The 25675-nt window shown below is 68.8% G+C and carries 27 protein-coding genes; 18 read left to right on the forward strand and 9 right to left on the reverse strand.

Annotated elements, in window-relative coordinates:
• The first annotated feature begins 132 nt into the window (after window positions 1–132).
• The 10 genes from gspG to FOC84_RS32510 all read left to right on the forward strand — a co-directional run bounded on the left by gspG (window position 133) and on the right by FOC84_RS32510 (window position 6057).
• Window positions 133–561, forward strand: a complete 429-nt coding sequence (gspG, locus tag FOC84_RS32465) for a type II secretion system major pseudopilin GspG (RefSeq protein ID WP_054456600.1) — start codon at window positions 133–135, stop codon at window positions 559–561.
• Window positions 533–1021, forward strand: coding sequence for a type II secretion system minor pseudopilin GspH (gspH, locus tag FOC84_RS32470; protein ID WP_173149604.1), 489 nt, complete (start codon window positions 533–535; stop codon window positions 1019–1021). The genes gspG and gspH overlap by 29 nt, the downstream gene beginning before the upstream one ends.
• Window positions 1008–1409, forward strand: coding sequence for a type II secretion system minor pseudopilin GspI (gspI, locus tag FOC84_RS32475; RefSeq protein ID WP_173149606.1), 402 nt, complete (start codon window positions 1008–1010; stop codon window positions 1407–1409). The genes gspH and gspI overlap by 14 nt, the downstream gene beginning before the upstream one ends.
• A 2-nt stretch (window positions 1410–1411) precedes the next feature.
• The gene (locus tag FOC84_RS32480) at window positions 1412–2017 is read left to right on the forward strand and encodes a prepilin-type N-terminal cleavage/methylation domain-containing protein (protein WP_173149608.1); all 606 of its coding nucleotides are present in this window, start codon (window positions 1412–1414) and stop codon (window positions 2015–2017) included.
• Window positions 2014–2961, forward strand: coding sequence for a type II secretion system minor pseudopilin GspK (gene gspK / locus FOC84_RS32485; RefSeq protein WP_173149610.1), 948 nt, complete (start codon window positions 2014–2016; stop codon window positions 2959–2961). The genes FOC84_RS32480 and gspK overlap by 4 nt, the downstream gene beginning before the upstream one ends.
• Window positions 2958–3950, forward strand: a complete 993-nt coding sequence (gene gspL / locus FOC84_RS32490) for a type II secretion system protein GspL (RefSeq protein WP_173149612.1) — start codon at window positions 2958–2960, stop codon at window positions 3948–3950. The genes gspK and gspL overlap by 4 nt, the downstream gene beginning before the upstream one ends.
• Window positions 3947–4531: a type II secretion system protein GspM gene (gene gspM, locus FOC84_RS32495; RefSeq protein WP_173149614.1), complete on the forward strand. Its 585-nt coding sequence runs from the start codon at window positions 3947–3949 to the stop codon at window positions 4529–4531. The genes gspL and gspM overlap by 4 nt, the downstream gene beginning before the upstream one ends.
• A gap of 1 nt (window position 4532) precedes the next feature.
• On the forward strand, window positions 4533–5285 hold the full coding sequence (gene gspN, locus FOC84_RS32500) for a type II secretion system protein N (RefSeq protein WP_173149616.1): 753 nt from the start codon (window positions 4533–4535) through the stop codon (window positions 5283–5285).
• Window positions 5286–5359: 74 nt separating this feature from the next.
• Window positions 5360–5662 carry a type II toxin-antitoxin system Phd/YefM family antitoxin gene (locus tag FOC84_RS32505; RefSeq protein ID WP_173149618.1) on the forward strand — a complete coding sequence of 101 codons (303 nt, stop codon included), beginning with the start codon at window positions 5360–5362 and terminating at the stop codon, window positions 5660–5662.
• A gap of 8 nt (window positions 5663–5670) precedes the next feature.
• Window positions 5671–6057, forward strand: a complete 387-nt coding sequence (locus tag FOC84_RS32510) for a type II toxin-antitoxin system RelE/ParE family toxin (protein WP_173149620.1) — start codon at window positions 5671–5673, stop codon at window positions 6055–6057.
• Window positions 6058–6060: 3 nt separating this feature from the next.
• Here FOC84_RS32510 and gspE read toward each other — a convergent pair whose 3' ends face one another.
• Window positions 6061–7488 carry a type II secretion system ATPase GspE gene (gspE, locus tag FOC84_RS32515; RefSeq protein ID WP_173149622.1) on the reverse strand — a complete coding sequence of 476 codons (1428 nt, stop codon included), beginning with the start codon at window positions 7486–7488 and terminating at the stop codon, window positions 6061–6063.
• Window positions 7485–9857 (reverse strand): type II secretion system secretin GspD, encoded by a 2373-nt coding sequence (gene gspD, locus FOC84_RS32520; RefSeq protein ID WP_173149624.1) that lies wholly within the window; start codon window positions 9855–9857, stop codon window positions 7485–7487. Before gspD ends, gspE begins: the two co-directional genes overlap by 4 nt.
• A gap of 176 nt (window positions 9858–10033) precedes the next feature.
• On the opposite strand from gspD, the gene gspF reads away from it, so the two are divergent.
• The gene (gspF, locus tag FOC84_RS32525) at window positions 10034–11239 is read left to right on the forward strand and encodes a type II secretion system inner membrane protein GspF (RefSeq protein WP_173149626.1); all 1206 of its coding nucleotides are present in this window, start codon (window positions 10034–10036) and stop codon (window positions 11237–11239) included.
• Between the two features lie 117 nt (window positions 11240–11356).
• On the opposite strand, the gene FOC84_RS32530 is transcribed toward gspF, so the two are convergent.
• From FOC84_RS32530 to FOC84_RS32540, 3 genes are all read right to left on the reverse strand, one after another.
• The gene (locus FOC84_RS32530) at window positions 11357–11695 is read right to left on the reverse strand and encodes a P-II family nitrogen regulator (protein ID WP_013393295.1); all 339 of its coding nucleotides are present in this window, start codon (window positions 11693–11695) and stop codon (window positions 11357–11359) included.
• Window positions 11696–11823: 128 nt separating this feature from the next.
• Window positions 11824–13881, reverse strand: coding sequence for an NAD(+) synthase (locus tag FOC84_RS32535; protein WP_173149628.1), 2058 nt, complete (start codon window positions 13879–13881; stop codon window positions 11824–11826).
• A gap of 90 nt (window positions 13882–13971) precedes the next feature.
• Window positions 13972–15321 carry a mechanosensitive ion channel domain-containing protein gene (locus FOC84_RS32540; protein ID WP_173149630.1) on the reverse strand — a complete coding sequence of 450 codons (1350 nt, stop codon included), beginning with the start codon at window positions 15319–15321 and terminating at the stop codon, window positions 13972–13974.
• 136 nt (window positions 15322–15457) lie between these two features.
• Between FOC84_RS32540 and argH the strand changes: the two genes are divergently transcribed.
• Complete coding sequence (gene argH, locus FOC84_RS32545; protein ID WP_173149632.1) at window positions 15458–16876, forward strand: argininosuccinate lyase; 1419 nt, start codon at window positions 15458–15460, stop codon at window positions 16874–16876.
• A gap of 82 nt (window positions 16877–16958) precedes the next feature.
• Here the strand turns inward: argH and FOC84_RS32550 are convergent, their stop codons facing one another.
• The 3 genes from FOC84_RS32550 to FOC84_RS32560 all read right to left on the reverse strand — a co-directional run bounded on the left by FOC84_RS32550 (window position 16959) and on the right by FOC84_RS32560 (window position 18711).
• Window positions 16959–17378: a type II toxin-antitoxin system HicB family antitoxin gene (locus FOC84_RS32550; protein ID WP_173149634.1), complete on the reverse strand. Its 420-nt coding sequence runs from the start codon at window positions 17376–17378 to the stop codon at window positions 16959–16961.
• A gap of 76 nt (window positions 17379–17454) precedes the next feature.
• Window positions 17455–17640 carry a type II toxin-antitoxin system HicA family toxin gene (locus FOC84_RS32555; protein ID WP_119449491.1) on the reverse strand — a complete coding sequence of 62 codons (186 nt, stop codon included), beginning with the start codon at window positions 17638–17640 and terminating at the stop codon, window positions 17455–17457.
• A 162-nt stretch (window positions 17641–17802) separates the two neighbouring features.
• Window positions 17803–18711 (reverse strand): LysR family transcriptional regulator, encoded by a 909-nt coding sequence (locus FOC84_RS32560; RefSeq protein ID WP_173149636.1) that lies wholly within the window; start codon window positions 18709–18711, stop codon window positions 17803–17805.
• A 107-nt stretch (window positions 18712–18818) separates the two neighbouring features.
• Between FOC84_RS32560 and FOC84_RS32565 the strand changes: the two genes are divergently transcribed.
• Window positions 18819–20012 carry an MFS transporter gene (locus tag FOC84_RS32565; RefSeq protein WP_173149638.1) on the forward strand — a complete coding sequence of 398 codons (1194 nt, stop codon included), beginning with the start codon at window positions 18819–18821 and terminating at the stop codon, window positions 20010–20012.
• A gap of 103 nt (window positions 20013–20115) precedes the next feature.
• On the opposite strand, the gene FOC84_RS32570 is transcribed toward FOC84_RS32565, so the two are convergent.
• Window positions 20116–20925, reverse strand: coding sequence for a helix-turn-helix transcriptional regulator (locus tag FOC84_RS32570; protein WP_173149640.1), 810 nt, complete (start codon window positions 20923–20925; stop codon window positions 20116–20118).
• A 190-nt stretch (window positions 20926–21115) separates the two neighbouring features.
• Between FOC84_RS32570 and FOC84_RS32575 the strand changes: the two genes are divergently transcribed.
• The 5 genes from FOC84_RS32575 to FOC84_RS32595 all read left to right on the forward strand — a co-directional run bounded on the left by FOC84_RS32575 (window position 21116) and on the right by FOC84_RS32595 (window position 25664).
• Complete coding sequence (locus FOC84_RS32575; protein WP_254241849.1) at window positions 21116–22774, forward strand: FAD-dependent monooxygenase; 1659 nt, start codon at window positions 21116–21118, stop codon at window positions 22772–22774.
• On the forward strand, window positions 22749–22955 hold the full coding sequence (locus FOC84_RS32580) for a DUF2783 domain-containing protein (protein ID WP_173149644.1): 207 nt from the start codon (window positions 22749–22751) through the stop codon (window positions 22953–22955). Before FOC84_RS32575 ends, FOC84_RS32580 begins: the two co-directional genes overlap by 26 nt.
• A 17-nt stretch (window positions 22956–22972) precedes the next feature.
• Window positions 22973–23569 carry a VOC family protein gene (locus FOC84_RS32585; protein WP_173149646.1) on the forward strand — a complete coding sequence of 199 codons (597 nt, stop codon included), beginning with the start codon at window positions 22973–22975 and terminating at the stop codon, window positions 23567–23569.
• A 33-nt stretch (window positions 23570–23602) separates the two neighbouring features.
• Window positions 23603–24562, forward strand: coding sequence for an MBL fold metallo-hydrolase (locus FOC84_RS32590; RefSeq protein WP_173149648.1), 960 nt, complete (start codon window positions 23603–23605; stop codon window positions 24560–24562).
• Window positions 24563–24629: 67 nt separating this feature from the next.
• Entirely contained in the window at window positions 24630–25664 is a 1035-nt protein-coding gene (locus FOC84_RS32595) for a fumarylacetoacetate hydrolase family protein (RefSeq protein WP_173149650.1), read from the forward strand.
• Window positions 25665–25675 lie beyond the last annotated feature (11 nt).

Genomic DNA, 25675 nt, shown 5'->3' on the forward strand with positions numbered 1-25675 from the left:
CCGCGCCGCAGGCGCTGCGATGCGCACGCTGCGCGCAGGTCCGGCCTTGCCACATTTGGCGGCGGCGTCCGTATTGCTGTCATATTTCATGTCCACAATCCTCCGCTTCTACTGAAAGACCGGAGTCATCAAGTGCGTCAGTTACCGCGCGGGCTTGCCCGCCAGCAAGGTTTCACCCTCATCGAGATCATGGTGGTGATAGTGATCATGGGGATACTTGCGGCGCTGATCGTTCCCCGCGTGCTGGACCGTCCCGACCAGGCCCGCCAGGTCGCCGCGCGCCAGGACATCGCCGGCATCATGCAGGCCTTGAAGCTGTATCGGCTGGACAACGGCCGCTACCCCAGCACCGCGCAGGGCTTGCGCGCGCTGGTGCAGAAGCCCGAGGGCGTGAACAACTGGCGCGGCTACCTGGACAAGCTGCCCAACGATCCCTGGGGCCACCCCTATCAATACCTGAGCCCCGGCGTCAAAGGCGATATCGACGTGTTCTCGTTCGGCGCCGACAACAAGCCCGGCGGAGAAAGCGGCGATGCCGACATCGGCTCCTGGGAACTCTGAGCGCGGCTTCACGCTGGTGGAAGTCCTGGTGGTGCTGGTGATCGTGGCGATCGCGGCCAGCATGGTGAGCCTGTCCGTGGGCCGCGGCGAGAACCGTCTGCGCGGCGATGCCCAGCGCCTGGCCGACGCCTTCACCGTGGCTCAGAGCGAGGCCCGCAGCGACGGCCGTCCCATCCGCTGGCTGGCCAGCGGCCAGGGCTGGTCGTTCGAACGCCAGGGACGGCTGCCAGGCCTGAGCGCCGAGGACGACAGGCCGCTGCCGCCGGACCGGCTGGAACGCGACGAGGTGCTGCGCCCGCAATCCTGGTCGGTGGCGCCGGTGGCGCTGCGGCTCGATCCGGACCGGCCGCTGGTGTTCAACACGGAATGGGTCGCCGCGCCCATCACCCTGACGCTGAGCGCGGGCGATGCCCGCGTCACGCTGCTGCGCGACGCCGCAGGCCGCTATGAAATTCAATGAACCGCCCCGCCCGCCCGACCGGCAGCGCGGGTTCACGCTGATCGAGGTGCTGGTGGCCCTGGCCATCATCGCCGTCGCCATGGGCGCCGCCCTGCGCGCAACCGGCGTCATGGCGGAGAACAACCGCGCCCTGCAGGACAAGACGCTGGCGCTGCTGGCCGCGCAGAACGCACTGGCCCAGCTGCGGCTGGAACAGGCCCTGCCGCGCGCCGGCACGCGCAGCACGCCCTGTCCGCAAGGCGGCCGCGCCCTGCAATGCGAAATGGAGTTTACGAATTCGATGAACCGCAGCTTCCGCCAGGTATCGGTCAAGGTGCGCGACGCGGGCGCGGCGCAGCCGGCTACCATCCTGCTACAACTGGACGGCCTGCTGTCCAGCCTGCGATAGCCATGCGCCGCCCTCCCCGCGACCAAGCCGGCTTCACGCTGATCGAAGTGCTGGTGGCCCTGGCGCTGATGGCGCTGGTCAGCCTGATGGCCTGGCGCGGCCTGGCCAGCGTGTCGAGCGCCCGCGAGCGGATCGAGGAACAGGCCGAGGACATCGACGCCATCGTCCGCACGCTGGGCCAGATGGCGCGCGATGTCGAACTCTCGTACACCGGCCCCGGCTTCGAACCGGCGGGCCTGGACGCGCAAGCCTATACCAGCGGCCTGCGCCTGCTGCGCCGTGCAAGCGACGGCCCCGTATTCGAGATCCTGCGCCCCGACCCCGACGGCAACGGCCTGTGGCAGCGCGTGCAATGGCAGGTGCGCAAGGACGGTCTGTGGCGCGCCAGCGGGCCAGCGGCGGCGCGCAGCCCCTTGCCGGCCGCCAGCGACGGCATCCTGCTGCTGCCCGGCACGCGCGCCCTGAAGCTGCGCGCCTGGGTGCCGGGGTCGGGCTGGGTGGACGGCGACGCCAGCCTGGCCGCCTCCCCCGCCGGCCTGGAGATCACGCTGGAACGCGGCTCCCCAGGCGCCCCCGAGCGCTACACCCGCGTGCTGGAGCTGCCATGATGCCGCCGCGCACTGCCACGGAAAGCGGCGCGGCCGTCATCAGCGCGCTCATCATCGTCGCCATCGTCGCGGCATTGACCACCGGCCTGTTCCAGCGCCAGACCGCCAGCACGCGGCGCGTGGAAAACGAGATGGCGCGAGTGCAGGCGCGCGCCATGCTGGCGGGCGGCATAGACTGGGCCCGCCTGATCGTGCGCGACCACAGCCGGCGCGAGCCCACCACCCGCGGCGACCAGATCTGGGCCACCCCGCTGCTGGACACGCGCATCGAGCGGCCTGGCGACGAACGCGTCGCCGTGTTCTCCGGCCGCGTGCAGGACGAGCAAGGCAAGTACAACCTCTACAACCTGGCGAACCATGGCGTGCCGCAGCCCGAGCAGGAGCTGGTGCTGCGCCGGCTGCTGAACACCCTGCAGCTGCCGGACACGCTGGCCGCGCGCATGGTGGATGTGATGTCGGCCGCGCAGCCTCCGGCGCTGCCTGCCGACGCACCCTCCGCGCCGCCGGGACGGCCCGCGCCCGACGCCCGCGCGCCCCTGCCGCGCGGCGTGGACGAAGTGGCCGCCCTGCTCTCGCTGGATCCGGCAGTGCGCAATGAGCTGCGCCGCACCATGACGGTGCTGCCCGCGGCCACCACCGTCAATGTCAACACCGCGCCGGCCGAGGTGCTTGCGGCGCTGGCGCCCGGCCTGTCGCTCAGCCAGGCCCGCTCCATGGCGGGCGAACGCGACCGCGGCAACTGGTTCAACAATTCCGGCGACTTCGCCAACCGCCTGGCCGGCGCGGGCGTGAAGACGCCTGCGCCCGCCGTGACCACCACCAGCGGCTGGTTCCTGGCCAGCGGCACCGTGGCCTACGAGCGCGCGCGCATCTCCATGCAGGTGCTGCTGCGCAGTTCGCCGCCCGCGGCCCCCGACACCTTATGGACTAGAGAAATTCCTTGAAGAACATCCTGCGCCTTGCGCTGCCGCCACTGGACGAATTCAGCTCCGGCTCCCTGCTGCCCTATGCCTGGTTCGACCGCCGCGGCCACTGCGCCCGCCAGGGCGAGCTGACGCTTGAAGCCATGGGCCATGCCTTTCCCCACGCCGCTTGCGAAGCCGTGCTGCACCCCGCGGACGTCATCGCCACCAGCGTGCAGATCCCCGCGGTGGCACGCGCCCGCTACGCCGCCGCCGTCCACGGGGCGCTGGAACCGTTGGTGCTCAGCGACCTGGACTCACTCGCTATCGGCCATGGCCCGCGCGCCGCGGACGGCACGGTCCCGCTGGCCTGGGCCGCGCGCGAACCCGTGCGCCGCGCCTGGGGCCTGCTGAACGCGCAAGGACTGCGCGCGCACGCGCTCATCGCGCCGCAGACCCTGGGATCCGATACCACTGCGCCGCTGCGCGATCCCGCCGACCCGCGTTGGCTCGCGCCCACGCCTTCGTGGTCGCTGGCCATGCCGCAGCTGGCGCCGGCCCGCGTCTCGGCCTGGCGTCCCGTCTGGCGCTGGGGCGCGGCCGCGGCGGTCGTCTGGATCGGCGGCCTGAATCTGTACGCTTCGCAGCTGTACACCGAAGCCGATGCGTTGCGCAACGGCATGCGCACGCAGGTGCTGGCCGCCTTTCCCGACCTGCCGGTGGTGCTGGATCCGCCGCGCCAGGCGCAGCAGGGCCTGGACGCGCTGCAGGCCAACCGCGGCGCGGCCAATGCCGCCGACTTCCTGCCCCTGGCCCGCGCCGCGGCCCAGGCCCTGCCCTTCGCCGCCGACAAGGTGGCCCGCCTGGGCTACGCCGAACAGGCGCTGACGCTGCAGCTGGCCGACGCCGGCGAACAGTCGCAACGCGTCGCGGAAACCCCCGCGCTGATCCAGCAAGCCGCCGCACTGGGCCTGAAGCTCGAACGCGGCGATAACGACAACACCTGGCGCATCGTGCGCGCGCAACCATGAAACTCCCGCAAGCCCTGCATGCGGCCAGGCAGTCGCTGGCCAAGACCCTCACGCCCGCGCTGACGCGCGCCGGGCAACGCTATCGGGCGCTGGCGCCGCGCGAGCGCCGGCTGGTAAGCGCCGCCGGCCTGCTGCTGGGCGCGGCGCTGGTCTTCGTCACGCTGATCGAACCGCCCTTGAACACACTGCGCAAGCTACAAGCGGAATTGCCCGCGCTGCGCGGCCAGGCGGCCACGGTCGCCGACCTGACCGCGCAAGCCGGCGCCTTGCGGCATAAGTCCGCCGCGCCCGCCGGCGCCATGCCCAGCGCCGCGGAGCTGGGCGCCTCGCTCGAACGCGCCGGACTGACCGCGGAGTTATGGACGCTGGGCGAGCCCGAACAGGGTCCCGGCGTGCTGCTGACACTGAAGCAGGCGCCTTCTTCGGCCTTGCTGCGCTGGTTGGACGGCGCGGCGCGCGACTGGGGGCTCGCCGTCAAACAGGTGGACCTCACCCGCGCCGCCAACGCCAACGGCAGGCCGCTGCCCGGCCTGGTCAATGGCAAGGTCAGCCTGGCGGCGCCGCAAGCTGAGCGGGGTTGAAATGTCCGGATTCCGCCTCTCCAAGCGTTCCGCCGCGTTGCTGCTGGCAGGCTGCGCTTGCGCAGCGGCAGCGGCCGTCACCGTGCTACCCGCGCGCTGGTTGCTGGTCCTGCTGCCGGACAAAGCGCCGGTCACGCTGGCCGACGCCAGCGGCACCTTGTGGCAAGGCAGCGCCTGGATCGCGCTGGGACCTCCCGGCGCGCGCCGCATGCTGCCGCAGCCGGTGCAGTGGCAATGGCGCTGGGACGCGCTGGCCCTGGATATCTCGCATCCCTGGCTGCAAGGCCCCTTGCGCGCGACGCCCGGCTGGAACGGCATATCGCTGCCAGCCCAGTCGCTGCGCGCGCCCGCTTCCATCCTGTCCGCGCTGGGCGCGCCGTGGAACACCATCGCCCCCCAGGGCACCCTGGAAATCCGCTGGCAGCCCCTGCGGCTGGGCGCGGCCCTGCCCGCCGGCCCCGTGGCCGAATTGCGCTGGCGCAACGCCAGCACCGCGCTGACGCCGGTCGCGCCCGTGGGGTCGTATCTGCTGCGGGTGCAAGGCGGCAAGGCCGGCGCCACGCTGGCCCTGAGTACGGAAAGCGGCTTGCTGGACGTCAGCGGCCAGGGCAGCGCCGGCGGGCGCGGCGGCCTGAAGTTCCAGGGCCAGGCGACCTACGCCGGCGCCGCGCGCGAGGCGGATCGGGCGGCGCTGGACGGACTGCTGTCGGCGCTGGGACGGCGTTCGGGGGATGTTACGACCTTCGGGACATGACCCCCGGGGCAGTAGTCTTACGCGATAAAAATGTACGTTATTATGTACAAATATTCAGCACAGGGAGACCCGCCATGAGCATCTCGTCCGCCGATGTGATTCCCTTGTCCCAAGCCAGGGCCAATTTGTCCGAGCTGGCCGATCAGGTCAAGTCCGGGGCTGAGAAAATCATCACCAAAAATGGTGAAAGCTACGTCGCGCTGATCGACGCCGAGCGGCTGGACTACTACCACCGGCTGGAACAGGAACGCATCCACCTGTTGTTGATCGACGACGCAAGCCGGGGCTTGTCCGATGTTGTGGCCGGCAAGGTCAAGGACGCGCAGGGCGCGGTGTACGCTCTCAAGCGCCGCCGCGCGGCCAAGACCGCCCGCTGACCGGCATCGTGACAGCGAAACCTGCCGTCAAGCTCACCGCCCACTTCGAGCGCCAGCTTGAGGAGATCGAAGCCTTCCTCGCGGAGGCGGGAATGCCGCGCGCTTTCGACGCCTTGCTGGGTGAATTGGCCGAGGTGATCATCCCGAACCTGGCGGCCTTTCCCGACATGGGACGCCTGTTCCTGGAACGGCCCCCGCGTTCGGTGGAGGCCGCCAACGGCGTCACGCGCCTGGCCAAACAGCTTCAAGCGCTGGCCAAGGATGCGGAGCTGCGCGAATACGTGTCCGCGCACTACCTGATGCTGTACGCCCGGATCAAGAATCAGGTCTACCTGCTCTCAATCCGGCATCACCGCCAGCTTTCCTTCGATTTTCCGGACCGCTGGCGGGCATAGGCGCTAGGCGTCCCGCGTGACCCGCAGGATCTCCTCGGGCGAGGTCTGCCCGCTCTCCACCCAGCGCTGCCCGTCCTCGCGCATGGTCCGCATGCCCGACGCCGCGGCCGCGCGCCGCAGTTCGCGTTCGTCGCGTCCTTCGTGGATCAGCCGGCGCGCCTCGTCGTCCACCTTGAAAAGTTCGTGGATGCCGGAGCGCCCGCTGTAGCCCGTATGGTTGCAGGCCTCGCAGCCCACCGGATGGAACACGCGCGCGCCGTCCTGCATGGCCGGCTGCTTGCAGGCCGGGCAGAGCTTGCGCACCAGGCGCTGCGCCAGCACGCCCAATAGCGACGACGCCAGCAGGAAGGGTTCGACCCCCATGTCGGTGAGCCGGGTCACGGCGGACACCGAGTCGTTGGTGTGCAGCGTGGCCAGCACCAGGTGGCCGGTCAACGAGGCCTGCACCGCGATCTGCGCGGTTTCGAGGTCGCGGATTTCGCCGATCATGATGACGTCGGGGTCCTGCCGCAGAATCGCGCGCAGGGCCAGCGCGAAGCTCATGTCGATCTTGGCGTTGACCTGCGTCTGGCCGATGCCGGCCAGGTCGTATTCAATCGGGTCCTCGACCGTGAGGATGTTGCTGGTGGAGGCGTCCAGGCGGCTCAGCGCGGCGTACAGCGTGGTGGTCTTGCCGCTGCCGGTGGGCCCCGTTACCAGCACGATGCCGTGCGGCTGGCGGATCAGCCGGTCCAGCTGGCCCAGCACGCCCGCGTCCATGCCCAGCTTCTCCAGCTGCAGCCGCCCCGCTTCCTTGTCCAGCAGGCGCAGCACCGCGCGTTCGCCGTGCCCGGTGGGCAAGGTGGACACGCGCACGTCTATCGGCCGTCCGCCCACGCGCAGCGCAATCCGGCCGTCCTGCGGCAGACGCTTTTCGGCGATGTCCAGGTGCGCCATGATCTTGATGCGCGAGATCAGCGCGGCGTGCAGCGCCTTGCGCGGCGACACCACGTCGCGCAGGGTGCCGTCGACCCGGTAGCGCACCACCGAGTGGGTCTCGAAGGGTTCGATGTGGATGTCGCTGGCGCCGTCGCGCGCCGCCTGGGCGAACAGCGCGTTGATCATGCGGATCACGGGCGCGTCGTCCTGGGCTTCCAGCAGGTCCGCCACTTCGGGCATGTCCTGCATCAGGCGGTCCAGGTCGATCTCGTTCTCGGCCACGCCCATCACCGAGGCGGCGTCCTCCGAGTGGCTGTAGGCCGCGGTCAGCAGGGTTTCCAGCGCCTCGTCCTCGATCTGCGCCAGTTCGATGTCGCCATGGCAGCGCCGGATCTCGCGCACCGCCCATTCCGGCGTGCGCGGGCTGACGGTCAGGCGGGCCTGGCCGCCGCGCAGCGACAGCACCGCGCGCTGTGCCCGGGCCCAGGCATAAGGCAGGGGGTGCGCGCTCATAGCAGCTTATCGGGGTCCACCGCCACGCTGTGCATCAGCGTGCGCGACACGCGGATGGCGCCCGAGGCATCGCCCGCAGGCTCCATGCCGGGATACTGACGCACCGCGAAGGACTGCGCCGTGACCGGCGCCGGCCGGCGCAGCGTTTCGGCCTGGTGTTCCGGCCGCAGGTCATAGGCGTTGTTCGACACCGTGGGCGCGGAGCCCGGCGGCGGCAGCATCGGCGCCTGCATGTCGGGCAGCGCCCAGTGCTGGCCTGGCTGCACGGCCGCCTGCGCGCGGCGCATGTAGTCGTAGCGGTCCATGGTGACGCCGGCCGTGCGGTTGGCGTCGCGCACCACGTAGGGGCGCAGGAACACCATCAGGTTGGTCTTGGTGCGCTTGCGCGAGTCGTAGCGGAACAGCGAGCCGATCACGGGCAAGGATCCCAGAAGCGGCACGCTGTTGGTGGAGAGCGTGACGTTGTCTTCCAGCAGGCCGCCCAGCACGATGATCTGGCCGTCATCGATCAGCACACTGGTGTCGATGGCGCGCTTGTTGGTCACGATGCCGGTGGTGGCGTTGGAGCGGCTTTCGTCGATGCTGCTGACTTCCTGGTAGATGTCCAGCTTGACCGCGCCGCCCTCGGAAATCTGCGGCCGGATGTTCAGCTTCAGGCCCACGTCCTCGCGTTCGATGGTCTGGAACGGATTGGTGCTGCCGTTGCTGCCCGAGGTCACGTACTGCCCGGTCACGAACGGCACGGTCTTGCCCACCAGGATGCTGGCGGACTGGTTGTCCAGCGTCAGCAGATTGGGCGTGGACAGGATGTTGGCTTCACCGGTGTTCTCCATCGCGCGCGCCAGCACGCCCAGGTTGATCACCTTGTTGCCCAGCACGTCGACGGTGCCCTTGACCACCCCCAGGCTCAGGCCGCTGCCGATGCCGTCGATGGTGGTCGGGCCCTTGCCGGTGATGCCGCTGCCGCCCAGGTTGGTGCCGCCGATGAAGCTGGTGCCGTCGCTGTTGATGTTGCCGGCGCCCGTCATCCACTGGATGCCGAACTCCGCCGCCTTGGCCTCGCTGACTTCGACGATCAGGCTTTCCACCAGCACCTGCGCGCGGCGCTGGTCGAGCTGGTCGATGACTTCGCGCAGGCTGCGGTACAGCGGCTCGGGCGCGGAAATGATGAGCGAGTTGGTGGCCGGGTCGGCCTGGATGGTGGCGCCGCCCGCCGAATACGACACGGCCTGCGTGCTGTTGTCTTCCCGCGAGATGCGTTCCTGCTCGCCCGACAGCCCGCCCTTGTTCGAACCGGACATACCGGCCATGCCCTGCCCCGCCTGGGCTGCCATGCCCGCCGCGGCGTTCTGCGGGCGCGCCCCGCCCTGCGCGCCCGCGCCGCCGCTGGCGCCGCCCGTGGCGCCGGGCGCGGAATTCGCCTGCCCGGTCAGCAACCCGCCCAGCACCTCGGCGATGCGCGTGGCCTGCGCATTGCGCATGTAGACCACGTGCAGGTTGCCGGCGCGGTTCTGCTGCGCGTCCAGCTTCATGATGAGCTCGCGCGCCAGCCGCGTGCGCGCCGGGCTGCCGGAGCGCACCAGCACGCTGTTGCTGCGCGGATCGGCCACCACGGCGATGCGCTGGGTCGGATCGCTGCTTTGCGTGTCCAACAGCTGCGAAGCCAGGATGGCGAGGTCGGTGGCGATGGCCGAACGCACTGGCACCACGTCGGTGTCGATGGAACTGGGCACGTCGATGCGCGCGATGACCTGCGCGATCCGCTCCAGGTTGTCGGCGTAGTCGGTGACGACCAGCGTGTTGTTGCCGGGATAGGCGTTGATCGGGTTGTTGGGCGGCACCATGGGGCGCAGCACCGGCACCAGGTTGGCGGCGTTCTCGTACTTCAGCGGAAATACGCGGGTCAGCATTTCACCGCTGCTGCCCTTGGCGAACGCGGACACGGGCACCGGTCCGCGGCCCGCGGCGCCGGCCTGCGCCCCGCCCACGGCTTGCGCCGGGCGTCCATTGCCCGCCACCACGCTGCCTTGCAGCTTGCCGTCGGCCTCCGGCACCACGCGCGTCACGCCGTCGACCTCGACGATGGCAAAGCCCTGCATGCGCAGCGCGCCCGTCAACATCGACAGGGCCTGCGCGCTGTCCACGGGACGGTCCGACACCAGCGTGAGCTTGCCCTTGACGCGCGGATCCACCAGGAAGTTGCGCTGCGTAAACAGCGACAGCGCGCGCAGCACGGCGGGGATGTCGGTGTCGACGAAATTCAGACTGACGCGATTGTCGGTCTGTTGAGCATGGGCCGTGCGGGACGCGGGTCCGAGCTGGCTTGCGGCTAGTAGTACCGCAAGGCTGAATTGCGCAATATGACGCATGACGTGATAGGTGCCTGAAACGTGAAATCGTGTGAAAAAACGTGAAAGCGCGTCGGAGTATACGGGGTGACAGTGCAACACTACGGTCATAATCCGCAGGCATCGTAGCGGCCTTGAAACCCTTTAAATTCGGGGCTTTGCGCGTGTTTTGAATGCGCGCGGCCGATGCTTTCCAGATGCCTTCCTTCCGTTACGAAGCCACCGACGCGCTGGGCAAGATCGTGCGCGGCACGATCGACGCCGACAGCGAGCGCGGCGCCCGCAACCAGCTGCGCGGACGCGGCCTGCTGCCGCTGTCCACGTCCCTGGCGGCGCGCGCCGAAGGGTTCGGCGCCGCGCTGCGCACGCGCCTGTCGGATGCCGACCTGGCCTGGCTGACGCGCCAGCTCGCCAGCCTGCTGGCCGCGAGCCTGCCGCTGGACGCGGCCCTGAGCGCCACGCTGGAACAGGCCGAGAAGAAACACATCGCCGCCACCCTGGGCGGCGTGCGCGACGATGTGCGCGCGGGCCACAAGCTGTCGGCCGCCCTGGCCGCGCGGCCGCGCGACTTCCCCGAGATCTACCGCGCGCTGATCGGCGCCGGCGAGGAATCGGGCGATCTGGCGCAAGTGATGGAAAAGCTGGCGGACTACATCGAGGAGCGCAATGCCTTGCGCAGCAAGGTGCTGACGGCCTTCATCTATCCGGCGGTGGTGGCCTGCGTGTCGGTGATCATCGTGATCTTCCTGCTGGGCTATGTGGTGCCGCAGGTAGTGTCGGCGTTCAGCCAGGCCAAGCAGGAGCTGCCGCTGCTGACGCGCATCATGCTGGCGCTGTCGGACTATGTGCGCGAATGGGGCGTGGCGACCGGCGCGGCGCTGGCCGCGGCCGTCGCGCTGTGGCGCTACGCGCTGCGCGCGCCCGCCGCGCGGCGCGCCTGGCATGCGCGCGTGCTGAAGCTGCCCTTGGCGGGGCGCTTCGTGCTGGGCGTGAATGCCGCGCGCTTCGCGTCCACGCTGGCGATACTTTCAGGCAGCGGCGTGGCGTTGCTGACGGCGCTGGAGGCGGCGCGCCGCACCCTGGGCAACGACGTGCTGCGCCAGGCCGTGGATGAAGCCTCGGCGCGCGTGCGCGAAGGCGCCTCGCTGTCGGCCTCGCTGGGCGCGCAAAAGGTGTTCCCGTCGCTGCTGGTGCATCTGATCGCCAGCGGCGAGAAGACCGGCCGCCTGCCCGAACTGCTGGACCGGGGCGCACAGAACCTGTCGCGCGACCTGGAGCGGCGCGCCATGGCCATGACGGCGCTGCTGGAGCCGGCGCTGATCCTGCTGATGGGGGGATTCGTGCTGCTGATCGTGCTGGCGGTGATGAGCCCGATCCTGGAGATGAACCAGCTCATCCGCTAGGGCGGAAAATGCGTTGCGGGCTTGGTGCGGCAAGATCCTCGCCGCGCCAAGCCCGCAGAATCCCGCTGCGGTCTCGCGGCTGCCGGCGAATCCGGTCAGCCGCAAGTCCCATGGAACTTACAGCGCCTCTTCGTCGCTCTCGCCCGTGCGGATGCGGATCGCCTGTTCGACCGGCGTCACGAAGATCTTGCCGTCGCCGATCTTGCCGGTGCGGGCGGCCTTGACGACGGCCTCGATGGCGGCTTCGACCTGGCTGTCGGGCAACACCACTTCAACGCGGATCTTGGGCAGGAAGTCCACCACGTACTCGGCGCCGCGGTAGAGCTCGGTATGACCTTTCTGGCGGCCGAAACCCTTCACTTCGGTGACGGTCAGGCCGCTGACGCCGACTTCGGCCAGCGCTTCGCGGACTTCGTCGAGCTTGAAGGGTTTGATGATGGCGGTGACTTGTTTCACGTTGGTCGTCCTGTTTTTTGATCTGTTGCGGCGCCCTGACACGGCATGGCTGCAGGGCGCATCGAATAAGAGAATACCACCCGCCAGGGGGCCCGGGCGCCGGGTCCCCCATGGGCGGGAAATCCCGCTCAGGCTTCGTCGGGGATACGCTCGGCGTCACGCATCCACACCGCCGACTCGGAGTCGCTGGGCGCGCGCCAGTCGCCGCGCGGCGACAGCGAACCGCCGGAGCCGACCTTGGGCGAGTTGGGCACGCAGGTGCGCTTGAACTGGCTGAGGCGGAAGAAGCGGTCCAGGAAGATCTTCAGGTTGCGCTTGATGGCGGCCAGATCGTACTGGTTGCGGGCCACGTGGCCGCCCTCGGGCCAGGCGCCGGCCTCGCGGTCGCGCCAGGCCGCCAGCGCCAGGAAGGCCACCTTGGTCGGGGCGAAGCCATAGCGCAGCGTGTAGTACAGGTTGAAATCCTGCAATTCATAGGGGCCGATGGAGTCTTCGCTCTTCTGCACCGGCTTGTCGTCCGCGCCGCCCGGCACCAGTTCGGGGCTGACGTCGGTGCCCAGCACGTCCAGCAGCACTTGCGCGCCTTCGTCGCCCAGGCGGCCGGATTCGGCCACCCAGCGCACCAGGTGGGTGATGAGCGTCTTGGGCACGCTGGCGTTGACGCTGTAGTGCGACATGTGGTCGCCCACGCCGTAGGTGCACCAGCCCAGCGCCAGCTCGCTCAGGTCGCCGGTGCCGATGACGATGGCGTTGTTGAAGTTCGCGATGCGGAACAGGTGGTTGGTGCGTTCGCCGGCCTGCACGTTCTCGAAGGTGATGTCGTAGACCGGCTTGCCGTCCGCATAGGGATGTCCCAGGTCCTTGAGCATCTGCAGGCAGCTCGGCCGGATATCGATCTCGGAGGCCGTGCATCCCACCACCTCCATCAGCTTGCGCGCCTGCTGCAGCGTGCGCGAGCTGGTGGCGAAGCCCGGCATGGTGACGGCCAGGATGTTGGAGCGCGGCAGGTCCAGCGCGTCCATGGCCTTGGCGCAGACCAGCAGCGCATGGGTGGAATCCAGCCCGCCGGAAATGCCGATGACGACCTTGGACATGCCGCTGGCCGACAGGCGCTGGACCAGGGCCTGCACCTGGATGCTGTAGACCTCCTTGCAACGGGCGTCGCGGCGCTGCGGATCGGCCGGCACGTAGGGGAAGCGCGCCACGCGCCGCTCCAGCGGCAGCTCGGCGTCTTCCAGCGGCGGATTCACCGGCACCGCCACGCTGCGGAACTTGCGGACTTCGTCGTGGTGGCGGCGCACGGACTGGCCGAAGGTGGTCTGGCGCATGCGCTCGCGCGACAGGCGTTCAAGGTCCACGTCGGAAAAAAGCAGGTGGGAATGGCCGAGGAAGCGTTCCGATTCGCCCAGCAGTTCGCCGTTTTCGTAGATCAGCGCCTGGCCGTCCCAGGCCATGTCGGTGGAGGACTCGCCCCGCCCGGCGGAGGTGTACATATACGCCGAGAGGCAGCGCGCCGACTGCTGCGCCACCAGCTGGTGGCGATATTCGGACTTGCCGACCACGATATTGGAGGCCGACAGGTTCACCAGCACCGTCGCACCGGCCAGCGCGGCATAGGAAGACGGCGGGATCGGCACCCAGACGTCCTCGCAGATTTCGACGTGGAACTGGAACAGCGGCAGCTTTTCCATCTGGAAGACCAGCTCGGACCCGAACGGCACGGTCTGCCCCAGCAGGCGGATCTCGGAAGCGGTGGCGCAATCCCCGGCGCTGAACTGGCGCGCTTCGTAGAATTCGCCGTAATTGGGCAGGTAGCTCTTGGGCACCACGCCCAGCACGCGGCCGCCGGCCGCGACCACGGCGCAATTGAACAACTGGTGGGACACGCGCAGCGGCGCGCCGACGATCACGGCGATGTCCATGTCGGCCGTCGCCGCCACCACCTGGGCCAGCGCCGCCTCGCATTCGTCCAGCAAGGCCTTCTGGTGGAACAGGTCGTCGCAGGTGTAGGCGGACAGGCCCAGCTCGGGAAACGCCGCCAGCACCGCGCCGCCCTGGGCGGCCTGCTGCGCCAGCGCGATGGTCTGGGCGGCATTGAACGCGGGGTCCGCGACCTTGCATTCGGGCACGCCGACGGCCACCCGGGCAAAGCCGTGGGAATACAGGTTGAAGAACGGGTTCGACATCGGGTCTATCGCCTGGGATTTCAACGCCTGGATTATCTCACGGGGCCACCCGCCGGCCCCGCCCCGGCGCCCTGCCGCGCCCGCTGTGCGCTAGCGCGGCATCTTCGCGTCGGTCAGACCGTGCTCCGACGGCGCGGCCAGGCCCGGCCGGCCGCCCTCGCCGGCCAGCGCGGCCTGCAAGGCGCCTTCGCGCAGATGGACGCCCATCGCGCCGATGTCGGCGCCGGACGGCTGCTGGTACAGACGCAGGCCCAGTTCGGGCAGGATGGCCAGCAGATGGTCGAAGATGTCGCCCTGGATGCGTTCGTACTCCACCCAGGCGGTGACGGCGGTAAAGCAATAGACCTCGACCGGGATGCCTTCGGAGGTGGGCTCCATCATGCGCACCATCATCGCCATGTCCTGGCGGACCTCGGGATTCTGTTTCAAGTAGGCCAGCGCATAGGCCCGCAAGGTGCCGATATTGGTCAGGCGGCGGCGGTTGGCCGGCACGCTGGCCAGATCGCCCATGGTCTGGTTGGCCTGGGCGATATCGTGGGTCTTGGCCTGCAGGTAGTCGTGCAGCAGGCGGAAACGCATCAGCCGCTGCGCCTCGTCGTCGGTCAGGAAGCGCACGCTGGCCGAGTCGATGCGGATGGTGCGCTTGATGCGCCGTCCGCCCGACTCGAACATGTGGCGGTAGTTGCGGTAGCTTTCCGAGAACAGCTTGTAGGTGGGCACCGTGGTGACGGTGTTGTCCCAGTTCTGCACCTTGACCGTATGCAGCGCGATGTCCTTGACGAAGCCGTCGGCGTTGGATTGCGGCATCTCGATCCAGTCGCCGATGCGCAGCATGTCGTTGCTGGTCAGCTGGGTGCTGGCCACCAGCGACAGCAGCGTGTCCTTGAACACCAGCAGCAGCACGGCGGACAGCGCGCCCAGGCCGGAGATCATCCAGAGCGGCGAGCGGTCGATCAGGATGGAAAGCACCAAAACGGTGCATACCGCCATCAGGATCAGCTTGCTGATCTGGATATAGCCCTTGATGGAGCGGGTCTGGGCCCGGGTGGTAGCGGAATAGGTGTCCTGCCAGGCGCTCAGCACCCCGGAAAATGCCATGAACACGCAGATCCAGGCGCCGGCGTGCGCCAGCCGCCCGACGATGGTCACCGCCCGTTCGACGTGCGGCACCAAGTCTATGCCCAGCGACACCACCGCGAACGGCACGGCGTACCAGAGGTTCTGGTAGGCGCGGCGGCGTTGCAGGGCCTTATCCCAGTCGCCGTGGCCGCTCAGCACCAGCACGCGGTGCGCCAGCAGCAGCACGACCCGGGCCACCACCCACTGCACGAACAGCGCGACCAGGATCAGCGCACCGATCCCGATCAAGGTCTGCGCCCAGGCCTCGCGCGGCAGATGGGTATCCAATTGGGTGACCAGCTCTTCCCATTCCAGGGGCATAGGCTCTCTTCCTGCTCTAAGGTCTTGAAACTAATCCAGGATTATCCGACAAAGCCCAGGCCGGAGGGTTCGCCCCCGCGGAACCCGCGCCCGGCGCCGCCGGCCTTGCGCGCCAGGCCCTATAATTCCGCCCATCATGGCAAACACTCCCTCCCCCGATCAAAACCAGTTCGCCAACAAGGCGCAGGCCTGGTCCGCCCGGTTCTCGGAACCGGTTTCCGAACTCGTCAAGCGCTATACGGCGTCCGTGGATTTCGACAAGCGCCTGGCGCGCCACGACATCCAGGGCTCGCTCGCGCATGCGGACATGCTGGCCGCCCAGGGCATCATCGGCGCCCAGGACCTGGCCGACATCCAGCGCGGCATGACCCAGATCCTGTCCGAAATCGACGCCGGCAGCTTCCAGTGGCTGCTCGACCTCGAAGACGTGCACCTGAACATCGAAAAGCGCCTGGTGGAACTGGTGGGCGACGCGGGCAAGCGCCTGCACACCGGCCGTTCGCGCAACGACCAGGTCGCCACCGACATCCGCCTGTGGCTGCGCGGTGAAATCGACAACCTGCTGGACCTGCTGCGCCAGCTGCGCCGCGCCCTGGCCACGGTGGCGCTGGAACACGCCGGCACCATCATGCCCGGCTTCACCCACCTGCAAGTGGCCCAGCCCGTCACCTTCGGCCATCACCTGCTGGCCTACGCGGAAATGTTCGGCCGCGACGCCGAGCGCCTGGCCGACTGCCGCCGCCGCGTGAACCGCCTGCCGCTGGGCGCCGCCGCCCTGGCCGGCACGTCCTACCCGATCGACCGCGAACGCGTCGCCAAGACCCTAGGCTTTGACGGCGTCTGCCGCAATTCGCTGGACGCCGTGTCCGACCGCGATTTCGCCATCGAATTCTGCGCCGCCAGCGCGCTGATCATGACGCACGTGTCGCGCCTGTCCGAAGAGCTGGTGCTCTGGATGAGCCCGCGCGTGGGCTTCATCGACCTGGCCGACCGCTTCTGCACCGGCAGCTCGATCATGCCGCAGAAAAAGAACCCCGACGTGCCCGAGCTGGCCCGCGGCAAGACCGGCCGCGTCAACGGCCACCTGGTCGCCCTGCTGACCCTGATGAAGGGCCAGCCCCTGGCCTACAACAAGGACAACCAGGAAGACAAGGAAGGCCTGTTCGACACCGTCGACACCGTGCGCGACACGCTGACGATCTTCGCGGACATGGCCGGCGGCATCAAGGTCAAGGCCGACAACATGCGCGCCGCCGCCCTGCAGGGCTTCGCCACCGCCACCGACCTGGCCGACTACCTGGTCAAGCGCGGCGTGCCCTTCCGCGACGCCCACGAAGTGGTGGCTCACGCGGTGCGCGACTGCGAACAGCGCGGCTGCGACCTGGCCGACCTGTCGCTGGACGAGCTCAAGGCCTACCATGCCAGCATCGGCGACGACGTGCACCAGGTCCTGACCCTGGAAGGCTCCGTCGCGGCCCGCAAGCACGTGGGCGGCACCGCCCCCGAGCGCGTGGCCGAGGAAGCCCGGCGCGTGCTGCAGGAAACGGCGGAATAAGCCTGGTTTTCTGATGCAAGACGATCGGCCCCGTTATCGGGGCCGATTTTCATTGGGCGCGGGACTTGCAGGCTTGCCAGCCTCAGGCAATCGACACGTCCAGACGGCGCCCAAGCTGCCCGAGAGCGGATTCGACCTGCTCGATCCGGGATGCGTGGCGCACGTTGAGCAAGCGATCTACTTGCGGCATGTGAACCCCCATGCGCCTCGCCAACTCCGCCTTGCGTACTCCCTGAAGAATCATCTCGTTCGACAGAAAGACCTTGCTGGTGACCAAGGCAGGCAAGGTTACCGATGCCTGGCCCTTCGCGGGCTTGGAGGGCATGGGAATGGGGCGGCGCGCCTCGAAGTAGATCTCCAGCGCAGCTTCGAGCGCCTCTTCGGCGTTGATCGCCGCCTCATCGGCGTCCTGTCCCACGGTGAGCGCTTCTGGAATATCAGGAAACTGGACTAGCCACGTATCGTTGGTGTCGCGAGTCAGGGTGTAGGGATAGGTCAGCATTCAGGCTTCCTGTTCGATGAGAGTGCCAGGCAAGACCGTTTGCGTGACGCGCATCCGGCGTGCTGGACGCACAACGTCATTTCAAACCGAGCTGTTTCTTGATTTCGCTTTCCAGATGCTTGCCCATTTCCTTGGACCCGTGATGTGGAAAGATCGTGGTCACGCCGTTCAAGGTAACCCGGTAATGGCTGCTGCCTGACTTGTGCGGCACAAACACTGCCCCTTGTCGTTCCAGCCATCTCTTGAATTCGCTGTATTTCATGACCGATGGCTACGGCCTGATCGAGCATAAACAAAAATGTTGAATAAATAAACAGAAGTGTTTACTCGAGCCGCTATCCTCCCGACATGAGCGTAGAAGACGAAGGAACAACGCGGCGCTAGCCCATCTCTTTCTCGGACCGAACGACATTGCGGCCGCCCCCTACACGATGCTGAGCGACTCCCCCAACATCTCCAGCACCGCATCCACCTTGGGCAGCAACTGCTTGCCCAGCGGCCACGCCAGGTACAGCGGCAGGCCCTCAGTGGCCAATTGCGGCAGCACCTCGACCACCCGCCCGTCGCGCAAGGCGTCGGCCGCGAGCCAGGTTGCCAGTTGCGCGATGCCAAAGCCGGCGGCGACGGCGTCGACCTGGGCTTCGGCGCTGTCCAGCGCCATCACGCCGTCGACGGGCCGCAGGCTGGCCGGTCCCGCGCCCTGCGCGATCCGCCAGACCGGGGGCTCCCCGTCCGCGCGGCCGTAGGCCACTGCGTCATGGTGCGCCAGGTCGTCGGCCGTGAGCGGCGTGCCGCGTTGCGCCAGGTATTGCGGCGAAGCGCAGAAAATCACGCGCTCCGAGCCCAGGTAGCGGTGGCCCAGGCCGGGCGCCCACTGCTGCGGCCCGCCGATGCGCACCGCCACGTCTATGCCCTCGGCAGCCAGATCGACGTGGCGGTCGGTGAACGATACCTGCGGGCGCAACAGCGGATGGCGTTTGGCGAACTGCAACAGCAGCGGCAACGCGACCCTACGACCGAAGGTGGCGGGCAGGTCCACGCGCAGGCGGCCGGCCGGCTCCTGGCGCTGCGCCGCCAGCACCGCCTCGGCGTCCTGCAATTCGGCCAGCACGCGCACACAGGTGCGGTAATAGGCGCTGCCCGCATCCGTCAGCGCCAGGCGGCGTGTGCTGCGTTCGAACAGGCGGGTGCGCAGGCGGGCCTCCAGCCGCGCGACGCTCTTGCCCACGGCCGAGGCGGTAAGGCTGAGCCGGTCGGCGGCGGCGGTGAAGCTGCCTGCGTCGGCGGTGGTGACGAAGGCTTCGATGCCTTTGAGGCGTTCGGAGGAGATCATGGCGGGTCAATTAAGGATTTAGATTCCTTAATCACTGGAAAAAATACCTGAGATAAGAAATTCTATCTCCAATATCGTTCAAGGCCGTATTGCTCTTGAACCCATCCATGCTCGAATCCTCCCTCGCCTCGCCATCCGTCCCCGCCCGCTCCGGCGCGCTTTCTATCGGCATTCTGGCCGTCGCGGCCTTCGTCATCGTCTCCACGGAATTCCTGATCGTGGGGCTGCTGCCCGAACTGGCCCGCGACCTGTCCATCTCCGTCTCCGCCGCCGGCCAGCTGGTGACGCTGTTCGCGTTCACCGTGATGCTATCCGGGCCGTTGCTGACGGCGGCGGTGTCGCACCTGGAGCGCAAGCGCCTGTTCGTGGCGATCCTGCTGGTCTTCGCCGCTTCGAATGCCCTGGCCGCGGCCGCGCCCAACATCTGGGTGCTGGCGCTGGCGCGCTTCATTCCGGCGCTGGCCCTGCCGGTGTTCTGGGGCACGGCCAGCGAAGCCGCGGCGCAGCTAGCCGGCCCGCGCCGCGCCGGCCAGGCGGTGGCGCGCGTCTACCTGGGCATCTCCGCCGCGCTGCTGTTCGGCATTCCGCTGGGTACGCTGGCGGCCACATCCATAGGCTGGCGCGGCAGCTTCTGGGCGCTGGCCGCGCTGTCCCTGGCGCTGGCCGCGCTGATGTGGACCTGCATGCCGGCCTTGCCGCGCCCGCCGCGCGCGGGCTTGCGCGAGCAGGCGCGGATTCTGCAGGACCCGCGCATGCTGGCCCACATCGGGCTGTCCGTCGCGGTGTTCACGGCCATGTTCGCTGCCTATACCTATCTGGCCGATGTGCTGGAGCGCATCGCCGGCGTGCCGCCGGCGCAGGTGGGATGGTGGCTGATGGGCTTTGGCGCGGCGGGCCTTTTGGGCAACTGGCTGGGCGGGCTGGCGGCTGACCGCAATCCGCTGGCCGCGACCCTGGCGTTCACCCTGCTGCTGGGCCTGGGCATGATGGCCGCCGTGCCCCTGGCGTCGACGCTGGCCGGGCTGCTGCCCGCGCTGGCCGCCTGGAGCATCGCCAATACCGCGCTGTATCCGGTGTGCCAGGTGCGCGTGATGCAGGTAGCGCCGCAAGCCCAGGCCATGGCGGGCACGCTGAACGTGTCGGCGGCCAATGCCGGCATCGGCGCCGGCGCCATGCTGGGCGGATGGACGATCGTGCAATGGGGGCTGGGCAGCGTGGGCTACGTCGCCGGGACCGTGGCGCTGCTGGCGGCGCTGGCGGTTCCTGCCATCGCCCGTCTGCGGCCGTCCGTCGCGGCCTGACCGCGGATCGCGCGAGCGCTACCCGGCGCCCGCGAGCCGGTGCCGCAACCCGGCGACAGTAGCAACGGCAACAGCTGCGCAGCCCCGGCCGTAAGCGCAATGCTCAGCGCCCGCCCGCCTCCGGCATACAGGCCGGCGTGACACACGCGGCCGGCGCCTTGATCAGGAACTCCTTCAGGCTGGCCACGTTGTTCTTCTTGAAGATGCGGTTCTTGTAGGTGACCACGGTGGTGGGCGACAGGCCCAGCTCGCGCCCCACTTCCTTGGCGGTATGGCCCTGGCGCAGCAGGTCCGCCACCTGGATCTCGCGCAAGGACAAGCCGCTGCACCACGAGGCCGCGCGCGGCGGCTCCGTTTCCAAGCGGCACAGCTGGTGATGGCGCCGCGCCAGCGCGATCAGCAAGGGCGCGCGTCCCCGCATCAGTTCGGTGACGTTCGGCGAATGCATGCGCGAAAAGTACAGGTTCAGGTAGCTGATGCCTTCGTCGCGGGAGCCGATGAGCGAAATCTTGCTGGCAAAGCCCGGGCGCTCGAACAGCAGGCGGCGGTACTCGTCATCCGCGATGCGTTCAGGCGACGCGGTCTGGACGACCAGGTCCGGATGCTGGCCGGGCCGGCAAGCCATGTCGCGCAGCAGGCCGTAATTGGGATCGCGCCGGTAGAACTCGTTGTCCACGAACACGTTGGTGGTCCATTCGATCAAGGACTGGTTCAACAGGCTGGCCGCCGATGAATACTGCACCGAGCCCTCATGGCCGTAGAACACGTGCGACACGTGGTCGGCGGCCACGGTTTCGCGCAGCGCCAGCAGCAGCGCGGCATGGAACATCGGACCGCCCAGGTCCATGACGGCGGACTCGGCCCAGCGGTCCGGCCCCCCGCCCGCGGGCATAGGGTTGTTTGTCTCTTCCATGGTGTCGTTTTCCCCGCTTGCGCGTGTTTTCCCGATTCTAAAGTCATCCTCCGCCGGCGCGGTGTCCTCTTCCGTGAGGACATGACGGGCCGGCCGCGCGCTCCTAGAGTGAGGCCTGCATCGAAACCACATCGAACTAGGGAAAACGATGAAAGAGCTTCCCATCTATCCATACGTCAGGCCCGGGGAAATGGACCGCCCCCGCCGCGATCCGCATCCCGTGGCCGTCGTGGGGGCCGGATTGACCGGCCTGACGCTGGCCCTGGACCTGGTGCGGCGCGGCATTCCCGTGGTCGTGCAGGACGACGACAACACCGTCGGCGTGCGCGGCCTGGCATCGCGCGGCATGGTCTGGGCGCAACGCACGTTGGACATCTTCGACCGGCTCGGCATGGCCGGCGACGTGGTCGGCAAGGGCGTGCGCTGGAACGTGGGCCGCGTGCTGTGCCGCGACATGGCGGTGGCGTCGTTCACGCTGCAGGACCAGCCCGACATGCGCCACAACGGCTTCGTCAACCTGCAGCAGTACTACCTGGAAGCCTTCCTGGTGGATGCGCTGATGCGCGAGCCGCTGGCCGAGCTGCGCTGGCTGAACCGCGTCGCCGGCATCGAGCCACGCGCGGACGGCACAGCGACGCTGCAGGTGGCAACGCCCGATGGCGCCTACGCCTGCCGCGCGCAATGGGTGGTCGCCTGCGACGGCGCCAAGAGCGCGGTGCGCGGCATGCTGGGCCTGAGCCCGCGCGTCTACGACCAGACCGAGGACCGCTGGATCATCATCGACATCGTGCTGCGCGACACCGCCTGGCCGGAAGAACGCTGGACCTGGCTGGACGCCCGCAGCAACCACGGCCGCGCGGTCTGGCGCCACAAGATGGCCGACGACACCTGGCGCCTGGATTTCCAGTTGCGCCCCGACGAGGACTGCGCCGAGGCGGCCACCGACGCCGCCATGCGCCAGCGCGTCTGGGACCTGCTGGGCGAACGCGTGGCGTTCGACATCGCCTGGCACGGCGTCTGGGCCTACCGCCATGAATGCCTGGACAGCCTGCGCCACGGCCGCGTGCTGTTCGCCGGCGATTCAGCCCACCTGGTCGCGCCCTTCGGTGCGCGCGGCGGCAACGGCGGCATCCAGGACGCCGACAACCTGGGCTGGAAGCTGGCCCTGCTACTGCAAGGCCGCGCGGGCGACTCCCTGCTGGACACCTACAGCGTGGAGCGCAAGCACGCGGCGATGGAGAACATCCGCCAGGCGCGTCGCTCCTCGCGCTTCGTCTACCCGGGCACGGCCCGCTCGGCCGCGCTATGGCGCGACGCCATCATCGACCTGGCGCCGCGCCACGCCACCGCCGCCCGCATGATCAACACCGGCCGCCTGTGCATGCCGGCCGTTTATCCCGCGTCGGCGCTGGCGCGGGGCTCTCATGCCCTGGCGGGGCGCGCGCTGCCCAACGTGGTGCTGCGGCAAAGCGACGGCCTGACCCTGCACGGGCTGCTCGGCCCCTGGTTCACCGTGCTGGTGTTCGGCAATGCCCTGCCCGCCGCCGCAAAGGACGACGACGGCCTGCTGCGCTGGGTCGCCGTTGGGCCGCTGTGCGACGAACGCGGACGCGCCGCCCTGGCGCACCAGCTCGGCCAGACGCTGGACGGCCAAGCCTGGCTGCTGCGTCCCGACCAGCACGTCATGGCGGCCGCCCAGCCCGAGAACGGCGACCCCGAGGCCGTGCGGGCCTGGATAAGCGAAGCGCTGGACCCGGCCTGCGCCTGTCCCGAATCCCAACCCGAAACCCGCGGCCTCTACCGCTCAACCGGAGGCGCCAGCCATGCCGCTATCCCAGCAACAACTTGACGACCTGCTGGAGCGCCTCATCGCGCTCACCAACGTACCCGACCCCGAAGCCCAGCGCGACAGCCTGGCCCGGCTGTCGCTGCTGCTCATCGAAGCCGTGGACGACGCGGCCCGGGTGCAGGCGGCGGTCGACGAAATGCTGGCGTTCCAGCCGGATTCGCCCGCCCTGAACATTCCATGAACCACGGAGACGGCGCCATGACGCTCACCCCATCCCATGCCTCCCCGGCGGGCGCCCGCCCCGCCATCCAGGGCCTGCACCACTTCGCCTGGCGTTGCCGCGACGCGGAGGAAACCCGGCATTTCTATGAAGACATCCTGGGCCTGCCGCTGGTGCACGTGGTCAAGGAAGAACGCGTGCCCTCCACTGGCGAGCACTGCCCCTTCGTGCATCTGTTCTTCGAATTCGCCGACGGTTCGCACATCGCCTTCTTCGACCTGGGCGACAACGGCCAGAGCCAGCCCGACCCCGCCACGCCGCGCTGGGTCAACCACTTCGCCATGGAAATCCGCGGCGACGCCGAGCTGGAGCGGATGCGCCAGCGGCTGCTGTCCCATGGCGTCGAGGTGGTGGGGCCGACCGACCACCACTTCATCCGCTCGATCTATTTCTTCGATCCCAACGGCGTCCGGCTCGAACTGACCTTGCGCCTGCCGGTGGACGACTACGTCGCCCGCAAGCGCCGCAGCGCCCATGACGACCTGGCGGCCTGGACCCGCGACAAGGCCGCCGGCCTGATGCCCGGTGCCAGCGGCACCAGCAGCCAGCAGCGCAGCCAGGCCCACGCCGGCTGAGCCGCCCCACTTTCCATCCATTCAAGGAACACCATGAGCAAACCCTTCGCCTCCCAGGCCGACCTGGCGGAAAAGAAGATCTCCTTCGAGCGCCTGTCCGACAACGCCTACGCCTACGTGGCCGACGGCGACCCCAACTCGGGCGTGATCATCGGCGACGACAGCGTGATGGTGGTCGACGCGACCGCGACGCCGGCCATGGCCCAGGCGCTGATCCGCGCCATCCGCGGCGTCACCGACAAGCCCATCCGCCACGTGGCGCTGACCCACTATCACGCCGTGCGCGTGCTGGGCGCATCCGCCTTCGCCGCCGAAGGCGCGGCCAACGTGTACGCCAGCCGCGGCACGCATGAACTCATCGTCGAGCGCGGCCAGGCCGACATGGATTCGGAGATCGGCCGTTTCCCGCGGCTGTTTCAGTCCGCCGAAGGCATTCCGGGACTGACCTGGCCCACCGTGGTGTTCGAGCGCGAACTGACCGTGTTCCTGGGCAGCCTCGAAGTGCGCATGCTGCACCTGGGCGCCGGCCACACCCGCGGCGACTCCATCGTCTGGATTCCATCGCAGGGCATCTGTTTCTCCGGCGACCTGGTGGAGTTCAACGCGGGCGTGTACACGGGCGATGCCTACTTGTCCGACTGGCCCGCCACGCTGGACGCGCTGCAAGCGCTGGAACCGCGCCAGATGGTGCCGGGCCGCGGCCCCGCGCTGACCACGCCCGCCGCCTGCCGCGAGGCCATCGGCTACACGCGCAGCTGGGTCGAAACGCTGTACGGCTGCGCCCGCCAGGGCGTGGAGCAAGGCAAGAGCCTGAAGCAGGTCTATGAAGACACGCGCCGCGTGATGGACCCGGAGTTCGGCCACGTCGTCATCTACGAACACGCGATTCCCTTCGACGTCTCGCGCGCCTATGACGAGGCCAGCGGCATCACCGATCCGCGCGTCTGGACCGCCCAGCGCGACCGCGACATGTGGGCCGAACTCACCGCCTGATCCCGGCACGCCCCCGCGCCACGAGGCCCCGCCGCGGGCCTTTTCATCCGATACGGAGCACCTGAACATGAAACTCGCCACCCTGAGCAACGGCGCCCGCGACGGCGCCCTGGCCGTCGTCGACCGCGGCCTGACCCGCCTGCGCGCCGTGCCCCACATCGCCGCCACCTTGCAGCAGGCGCTGGACGACTGGGCCCGCGCCGCGCCGCTGCTGCAGGCCGAATACGAGGCGCTGAACGCCGGCGAAGGCGCCAGCCAGCCCTTTGATCCTGCCCGTTGCGCCGCGCCCCTGCCGCGCGCCTACCAATGGCTGGACGCGTCGGCCTACCTGAACCACGTCGAGTTGACGCGCCGCGCCCGCGGCGGCGAGATGCCGCCTTCCTTCCTGAGCGATCCGCTGATGTACCAGGGCGCATCGGACGACTTCATGGGTCCCTGCGAGGACATCACCGCCGCCAGCGAGGAACTGGGCGTGGACCTGGAAGCCGAAATCGTGGTGGTGACCGACGACGTGCCGCTGGGCGTGGACGCGGACACGGCGCTTGCGCACGTAGCGCTGCTGGGCCTGGTCAACGACGTGACCTTGCGCAACGTGGTGCTGCCCGAACTGTCCAAGGGCTTCGGCTTCCTGCAGGGCAAGCCGGCCTCGGCGCTATCGCCCGTGCTGGTCACGCCCGACGAGCTGGCACCCTACTGGCGCGGCGGCAAGCTGCACCGCGCCATGCAGGTATGGCTCAACGGCCAGCAGATCGGCCAGCCCCAGGCGGGCGAGGAAATGCAGTTCCATTTCGGCGAGCTGATCGCGCACGCCGCCCGCACGCGCCGCCTGGGCGCGGGCACCCTGGTGGGCAGCGGCACCATTTCGAATGCCAGCGACGCCGCCGGCGTGTGCTGCCTGGTCGAAGCACGCGTGCGCGAAAAACTGCGCGACGGCGAAATGCGCACGCCCTTCCTCAAACACGGCGACCGCGTGCGCATCGGCATGCGCGACGACGCGGGCGCAAGCCTGTTCGGCGACATCGACCAACAGGTGCGCATTCCTGGCACGCGCCCCATGCCTGGCGCCGTATCGGCCAGCGCGCCCGAAACCACCGCCGCCTGACCGGAAAGCCT

Origin of the sequence: Achromobacter pestifer (genome assembly GCF_013267355.1) — a bacterium.
In the GTDB taxonomy this organism is placed as follows: Bacteria; Pseudomonadota; Gammaproteobacteria; order Burkholderiales; family Burkholderiaceae_B; genus Achromobacter; species Achromobacter pestifer_A.

Bases quoted from the DNA above. Each gene is read 5' to 3' on its own strand.
- gspN (WP_173149616.1), top strand. From the start codon at position 4,533: ATGTCCGGATTCCGCCTCTCCAAGCGTTCCGCCGCGTTGCTGCTGGCA.
- gspD (WP_173149624.1), bottom strand. From the start codon at position 9,857: ATGCGTCATATTGCGCAATTCAGCCTTGCGGTACTACTAGCCGCAAGC.
- FOC84_RS32575 (WP_254241849.1), top strand. From the start codon at position 21,116: ATGGACCGCCCCCGCCGCGATCCGCATCCCGTGGCCGTCGTGGGGGCC.
- FOC84_RS32565 (WP_173149638.1), top strand. From the start codon at position 18,819: ATGCTCGAATCCTCCCTCGCCTCGCCATCCGTCCCCGCCCGCTCCGGC.
- gspM (WP_173149614.1), top strand. From the start codon at position 3,947: ATGAAACTCCCGCAAGCCCTGCATGCGGCCAGGCAGTCGCTGGCCAAG.
- FOC84_RS32580 (WP_173149644.1), top strand. From the start codon at position 22,749: ATGCCGCTATCCCAGCAACAACTTGACGACCTGCTGGAGCGCCTCATC.
- FOC84_RS32555 (WP_119449491.1), bottom strand. From the start codon at position 17,640: ATGAAATACAGCGAATTCAAGAGATGGCTGGAACGACAAGGGGCAGTG.
- gspE (WP_173149622.1), bottom strand. From the start codon at position 7,488: ATGAGCGCGCACCCCCTGCCTTATGCCTGGGCCCGGGCACAGCGCGCG.
- FOC84_RS32585 (WP_173149646.1), top strand. From the start codon at position 22,973: ATGACGCTCACCCCATCCCATGCCTCCCCGGCGGGCGCCCGCCCCGCC.
- FOC84_RS32590 (WP_173149648.1), top strand. From the start codon at position 23,603: ATGAGCAAACCCTTCGCCTCCCAGGCCGACCTGGCGGAAAAGAAGATC.
- gspK (WP_173149610.1), top strand. From the start codon at position 2,014: ATGATGCCGCCGCGCACTGCCACGGAAAGCGGCGCGGCCGTCATCAGC.
- FOC84_RS32595 (WP_173149650.1), top strand. From the start codon at position 24,630: ATGAAACTCGCCACCCTGAGCAACGGCGCCCGCGACGGCGCCCTGGCC.
- FOC84_RS32560 (WP_173149636.1), bottom strand. From the start codon at position 18,711: ATGATCTCCTCCGAACGCCTCAAAGGCATCGAAGCCTTCGTCACCACC.
- gspF (WP_173149626.1), top strand. From the start codon at position 10,034: ATGCCTTCCTTCCGTTACGAAGCCACCGACGCGCTGGGCAAGATCGTG.
- gspH (WP_173149604.1), top strand. From the start codon at position 533: ATGCCGACATCGGCTCCTGGGAACTCTGAGCGCGGCTTCACGCTGGTG.
- FOC84_RS32505 (WP_173149618.1), top strand. From the start codon at position 5,360: ATGAGCATCTCGTCCGCCGATGTGATTCCCTTGTCCCAAGCCAGGGCC.
- argH (WP_173149632.1), top strand. From the start codon at position 15,458: ATGGCAAACACTCCCTCCCCCGATCAAAACCAGTTCGCCAACAAGGCG.
- FOC84_RS32540 (WP_173149630.1), bottom strand. From the start codon at position 15,321: ATGCCCCTGGAATGGGAAGAGCTGGTCACCCAATTGGATACCCATCTG.
- FOC84_RS32550 (WP_173149634.1), bottom strand. From the start codon at position 17,378: ATGCTGACCTATCCCTACACCCTGACTCGCGACACCAACGATACGTGG.
- gspI (WP_173149606.1), top strand. From the start codon at position 1,008: ATGAAATTCAATGAACCGCCCCGCCCGCCCGACCGGCAGCGCGGGTTC.
- FOC84_RS32570 (WP_173149640.1), bottom strand. From the start codon at position 20,925: ATGGAAGAGACAAACAACCCTATGCCCGCGGGCGGGGGGCCGGACCGC.
- FOC84_RS32535 (WP_173149628.1), bottom strand. From the start codon at position 13,881: ATGTCGAACCCGTTCTTCAACCTGTATTCCCACGGCTTTGCCCGGGTG.
- FOC84_RS32480 (WP_173149608.1), top strand. From the start codon at position 1,412: ATGCGCCGCCCTCCCCGCGACCAAGCCGGCTTCACGCTGATCGAAGTG.